Source organism: Actinomadura sp. KC345 (assembly GCF_004348515.1).
In the GTDB taxonomy this organism is placed as follows: Bacteria; Actinomycetota; Actinomycetes; order Streptosporangiales; family Streptosporangiaceae; genus Spirillospora.
On record NZ_SMKH01000402.1, the window covers coordinates 1 to 5718 of the forward strand.

Below are 5718 nucleotides of genomic sequence, written 5' to 3' on the forward strand. Positions count from 1 at the left end.
GATGAGGGGAGGAGGGGCCCGTGCTGTTCACCGAGGCGGAGCTGTCGGCGTGCTGCGCGTCCCGCCGGTGGGTCGCGGCGCTCGCCGGGCGGCCCCACCGCGACGCCGCGGCGCTGCGGGCGGCGGGGGCCGAGGTACTGGACGAGCTCGACTGGGCGGACGTGGAGGAGGCGCTCGCCGACCACCCGCGCATCGGGGAGCGGGTCCGGGAGGGCGCCTGGTCGCGGGGCGAGCAGTCCGGGATGGACGGCGCGGAGGCGGAGGTGCGTGCCGCCTTGGTCGAGGGGAACCGTGAATACGAGGAGCGCTTCGGGCATGTGTTCCTGATCTGCGCTTCCGGGCGCGGCGCGGATGACATGCTCGGTGACCTCCGGGAGCGGCTGGAGAACGACACCGGTACCGAGCGGGCGGTCGTCCGGAGGGAGTTGGCCAAGATCGTCGATCTGCGGTTGGCGAAGCTGGCGGGGGAGAAGTCTTGAGCCTGTCGACGCATGTGCTGGACGCGGCGAAGGGGCTGCCGGCGGCGGGCGTGGCCGTCCGGCTGGACCGGCGTGCGGCGGACGGCGGCTGGACGACCCTGGCCGAGGCCCGCACCGAGGCCGACGGCCGGATCAGGGAATGGGGGGCCGCGCTGGAGACCGGCGTGCACCGGCTCACGTTCGACACGGCGGGCATGTCGGACTTCTACCCCGAGGTCACGGTGGCGTTCACGGTCACCGATCCCGGACGGCACCTGCACGTGCCGCTGCTGATCAGCCCGTACGCCTACTCGACCTACCGAGGGAGCTAGGAATTCCGGACATGGACTTTCTGCGGCCCGCGACCTGGGAGGACGCCCTCGCGACGAAAGCGGGGCGGCCGGGCGCGCTGCCCCTCCAGGGCGGCACCGACGTCATGGTCGAGATCAACTTCGACGTGCGGCGGCCGGAGGCGCTGCTCGACCTGACCCGGGTCCGCGAGCTGGCCGAATGGGACACGGTGGACGGGCGGCTGCGCGTCGGCGCCGGCGTCTCCTACACCCGGCTGATCGAGGAGCTGGGGGACCGGCTGCCCGGACTCGCGCAGGCGTCCCGGACGGTCGGGTCGCCGCAGATCCGCAACCGGGGCACGGTCGGAGGCAACCTCGGCGCCGCCTCGCCCGCCGGGGACGGCCACCCGCCACTGCTGGCGGGCGGCGCGGTGATCGAGGCCGAGTCGGCGGCGCGCGGCGTCCGGATGATCCCGGCGGCGGACTTCTTCACCGGGGTGAAGCGGAACGCGCTGGAGCCGGACGAGCTGATCCGCGCGTTCTGGACGGCCCCCGCGCCCGCCCCGCAGTACTTCTCCAAGATCGGCACCAGGAACGCCATGGTGATCGCGGTGTGCTCGTTCGCGGTCGCGCTGCACCCGGCGGAGCGGCGCGTCGGGACCGGCCTCGGGTCGGCCGCGCCGACGCCGCGCCGCGCCACCGCCGCCGAGGCGTTCATCTCCGGCGAGCTGGACTGGGACGGCCGCGGCCCGCTCGCCGAATCGGCCGCGCGGCGCTTCGGGGAACTGGTGGGCGAGGCGGCGTCGCCCATCGACGACGTCCGTGGGACGGGCGGGTACCGCCGGCACGCCCTGTCGGTGATGGCGCGCCGCACGCTGACCTGGGCCTGGAACGACCATCGGACCACCGGAAGGGAGGCCCGCTGATGCGCCTCAACGTCATGGTGAACGGCTCGCCGGAGGCCGTGGACGACGTGTGGGAGGGCGAGAGCCTGCTCTACACGCTCCGGGAGCGGATGGGGCTCCCCGGCTCGAAGAACGCCTGTGAGCAGGGCGAATGCGGTTCCTGCACCGTCTACCTGGACGGTGTCCCGGTGTGCGCGTGCCTGGTCGCGGCCGGGCAGGCGGAGGGACGCGACGTCCGCACGGTCGAGGGCCTCGCCGAGGGGCGGCCCGGAGACCGGCGGCTCGACGCCGTCCAGGAGGCGTTCGCCGAGACCGGCGCCGTCCAGTGCGGGTTCTGCACGCCCGGACTCATCGTCCAGTCGCACGACCTGATCGAGCGGAACCCGTCCCCGGCCGACGCCGAGATCCGCGAGGCGCTCGCCGGCAACCTGTGCCGCTGCACCGGCTACGAGAAGATCCTGGACGCGGTGCGCCTGGCCGCCGAGCGAAGGGCCGCCGAGCGGGAGGGGGCCGCGCCATGACGATCGTCATCGAGAACGCCCACGTCGCCACCGTCTCCGGCGGCGAGCACCCGGGCGGCCACATCGTGGTCGAGGGCGACCGCATCACCGCCGTCGGCCCCGGCCCGTCCCCCGCCCGCGCGGCCGAGGGCGCCGAGAGGATCGACGGGACCGGATGCCTGGCCACCCCCGGTCTGGTGAACACGCACCACCACCTCTACCAGTGGGCCAGCCAGGGCCTCGCCGTGGACAGCACCCTGTTCGAGTGGCTGACGACGCTCTACAGGCCGTGGTCGAAGATGGACGCCGAGGTCGTGGCCGGCGCGGCGAGCGCGGGACTCGGGTGGCTCGCCAAGTCGGGCTGCACCACGGCCTCCGACCACCACTACCTGTTCCCCAGGGGACGCGGCGACCTGTTCGCGGCGGAGATCGACGCCGCGCGGGAGATCGGCGTCCGGTTCCACCCGTGCCGGGGGTCGATGGACCGGGGCGAGTCGCAGGGCGGCCTGCCGCCGGACGAGGTCGTCGAGGACCTCGACACGATCCTCGCCGAGACCGAGGCGGCGATCGACCGGTACCACGACCCGTCGCCGGGCTCCATGCTCCGCGTCGCCGTCGCGCCGTGCTCGCCGTTCACCGTCACCCGGGACCTGCTGACCGGGTCGGCGGAGCTGGCGCGAACGAAGGGCGTCCGGCTGCACACCCACCTCGCCGAGACGCTGGACGAGGAGGAGCACACGGCGGAGCAGTTCGGCATGACGCCGACCGAGTACATGGACTCGCTCGGCTGGCTCGGCCCCGACGTGTGGTTCGCGCACTGCGTCCACCTCCACGACGGCGACATCAAGCGGCTCGCCGAGACCCGCACCGGCACGGCGCACTGCCCCAGCTCCAACGCCCGGCTCGGCGCCGGGATCGCCCGCGTGTCCCGCCTGCTGGAGGAGGGCGCGGCGGTCGGCCTCGGCGTGGACGGGTCGGCGTCGGCGGAACTCGTCCCCCTGGCGGGAGAGATCCGGCAGGCGATCTACATGCAGCGCGCCCGGTACGGGCCGACCGCGCTGACCTCCCGGCAGGCCCTGGAGATGGCGACGCTCGGCGGCGCCCGCTGCCTCGGCCGCGAGGACGAGATCGGCACGCTCGAACCGGGCAAGCTCGCCGACGTCGCGCTGTGGCGGGTGGACGGCTTCCACGCGGCGGTCGACGACCCGGTCGTCGCCTTCGCGTTCGGGAAGACCCCGCCGCTGCGGCGCCTCCTCGTCGGCGGCCGCACCGTCGTCGACGACGACACGCTCGTCACCGTCCCGCAGGACGAGGCCGGGCGCCGCGGCGCCGACGCCCACCGCCGCCTGATGCGGCTCGCGCGGGACGTGCTCTGATGCCGGCGCCGGGTCAGGTGGCCGCGCCCGGCCTCGGCGGGGTCGGCGAGAGCCCGCTGCGGCCTGACGGCACGCTCAAGGTCGCGGGCGAGTTCGCCTACGCGTCCGACCTGTGGATGGACGGGATGCTGTGGGGCGCGACGCTGCGCAGCCCGCACCCCCGGGCCCTGATCACGTCGATCGACATCGCGCCGGCGCTCGCGATCCCCGGCGTCCGGGCCGTCCTCACCCACGACGACGTGCCGGGACGCAAGAGGTTCGGCCTCGACCACACCGAAGACCAGCCCGTCCTGGCCATGGACCAGGTCCGGCACGAGGGCGAGCCCGTGGCGCTCGTGGCCGCCGACCATCCGGAGACGGCGCGGCGCGCGATGGAGCGGATCGCCGTCGGCTACGAGGTTCTGACGCCGATCACCGACCCCCGCGCCGTGCTCGCCGACCCGGAGGGGCAGAAGGTTCAGGAGCGCGGCGGCATCGTCCGCCACCAGCCGGTGCGCGCCGGCGACGTCCAGGCCGCCCGCGCCGAGGCGGACGTCGTCGTGTCGGGCGAGTACGAGGTCGGCATCCAGGACCAGGCGTTCCTCGGACCCGAGGCCGGCCTGGCGGTCCCGGCCGAGGACGGCGGCGTCGACCTCTACGTCTCGACCCAGTGGATCCACAACGACCTCAAGCAGATCGCGCCGTGCCTCGGCCTCGCCGAGGACCAGGTCCACATGACGCTCGCCGGCGTCGGCGGCGCGTTCGGCGGCCGCGAGGACCTGTCGATGCAGATCCACGCCGGGATGCTCGCCCTGCACACCGGCAGGCCCGTCAAGATGTCGTACAACCGGTACGAGTCGTTCTTCGGGCACGTCCACCGCCATCCCGCCCAGATGCGGTACGAGTACGGCGCCACGGCGGACGGACGGCTCCTCTACGCCGACGTCGAGATCGTCCTGGACGGCGGCGCGTACACGTCGTCCACGATGAACGTCACCGGCAACGCGGCCTCCCTAGGCGTCGGTCCCTACGAGATCCCCAACATCAGGATCGACGCGTACGGCGTCTACACCAACAACCCCCCGTGCGGCGCGATGCGCGGATTCGGCGCGGTGCAGGCGTGCTTCGCCTACGAGTCGATGATGGACAAGCTCGGCGCGGCCACCGGGCTCGGCCCGGTCGGGATCCGCCGCCGCAACGCGGTCTCCCAGGGCTCCAGGCTCGCGACCGGCCAGGTCATCGACTCGCCCGCGCCGCTGGCCGGGATGCTGACCCGCCTGGAGGCGATGCCCATGCCGCCGCCCCTCGACGCGTCCGACATCAGGAACCTGCCGGGCGGCGTATCCCAGACCACCCACGGCGAAGGCGTCGTGCGGGGCGTCGGCTACGGAGTCGGGATCAAGAACATCTGCTTCTCCGAGGGGTTCGACGACTACTCCACCGCCCGCGTCCGGCTGGAGGTCATCGGCGGCGAGGCGACCGTCCTCGTGCACACCGCCGCGGCCGAGGTCGGGCAGGGGCTCGTCACGATCCAGGCGCAGATCGCCCGGACCGAGCTGGGCGTCCCGAAGGTCACGATCGCCCCGGCGGACGACCGGGTCGGCGACGCCGGCTCGTCGAGCGCGTCCCGCCAGTCCTACATGTCGGGCGGCGCGGTCAAGGCGGCCTGCGAGGCGGTGCGCGCCGAGCTGCTCGCCCTGGCCGCGCGCCGCCTGGGCCGCCACGACCTCTCCACCACCGGAGGCAAGATCGTCTCCCGCGCCGACGGCGTACTCTGCACCATCGAGGAGCTCCTCGGCGACACCGCCATTGAGGAGACCCGCGAATACCGCCACCGCCCAACAACGGCCCTGGACCCCGTCACCGGCCAGGGCGACAGCCACACCCAGCTCGCTCTCTGCGTCCACCGTGCCGTAGTGGACGTTGACGTAGAGCTGGGCCTGGTCAAAGTCGTGGAGCTGGCCGCGGTCCAGGACGTAGGCAAGATCATCAACCGGACCGGGGTGGAGGGCCAGATCCACGGCGGCTCCGCCCAGGGTCTGGGCCTGGCCCTGATGGAGGAGATAGTCGTCACGGACGGGCTCGTCCGGAACCCGTCCTTCACCGACTACCTGATCCCGACGATCCTCGACATGCCCCCGATGCGCCTGGACATCCTGGAGAACCCGGACCCCGCCGCCCCCTACGGCCTGAGAGGCGCCGGCGAACCC

Annotated in this window: 6 protein-coding genes; all 6 read left to right on the top strand. The window is 73.5% G+C overall.

Annotation, left to right across the window (positions count from 1 at the left end; all coding sequences use genetic code 11):
- The first annotated feature begins 20 nt into the window (after window positions 1-20).
- Window positions 21-479 (top strand): 2-oxo-4-hydroxy-4-carboxy-5-ureidoimidazoline decarboxylase, encoded by a 459-nt coding sequence (uraD, locus tag E1281_RS36570; RefSeq protein ID WP_131884283.1) that lies wholly within the window; start codon window positions 21-23, stop codon window positions 477-479.
- Window positions 476-790, top strand: coding sequence for a hydroxyisourate hydrolase (uraH, locus tag E1281_RS36575; protein ID WP_131884284.1), 315 nt, complete (start codon window positions 476-478; stop codon window positions 788-790). Before uraD ends, uraH begins: the two co-directional genes overlap by 4 nt.
- An 11-nt stretch (window positions 791-801) precedes the next feature.
- Window positions 802-1674 (top strand): FAD binding domain-containing protein, encoded by an 873-nt coding sequence (locus E1281_RS36580; protein WP_131884285.1) that lies wholly within the window; start codon window positions 802-804, stop codon window positions 1672-1674.
- The gene (locus E1281_RS36585; protein ID WP_131884286.1) at window positions 1674-2174 is read left to right on the top strand and encodes a (2Fe-2S)-binding protein; all 501 of its coding nucleotides are present in this window, start codon (window positions 1674-1676) and stop codon (window positions 2172-2174) included. The genes E1281_RS36580 and E1281_RS36585 overlap by 1 nt, the downstream gene beginning before the upstream one ends.
- Entirely contained in the window at window positions 2171-3529 is a 1359-nt protein-coding gene (locus tag E1281_RS36590; RefSeq protein WP_131884287.1) for an 8-oxoguanine deaminase, read from the top strand. The genes E1281_RS36585 and E1281_RS36590 overlap by 4 nt, the downstream gene beginning before the upstream one ends.
- Window positions 3529-5718, top strand: a 2190-nt coding sequence (locus tag E1281_RS36595; protein WP_207943721.1) for a molybdopterin cofactor-binding domain-containing protein, incomplete at its 3' end; no start/stop codon positions are given. The genes E1281_RS36590 and E1281_RS36595, both read left to right, overlap by 1 nt.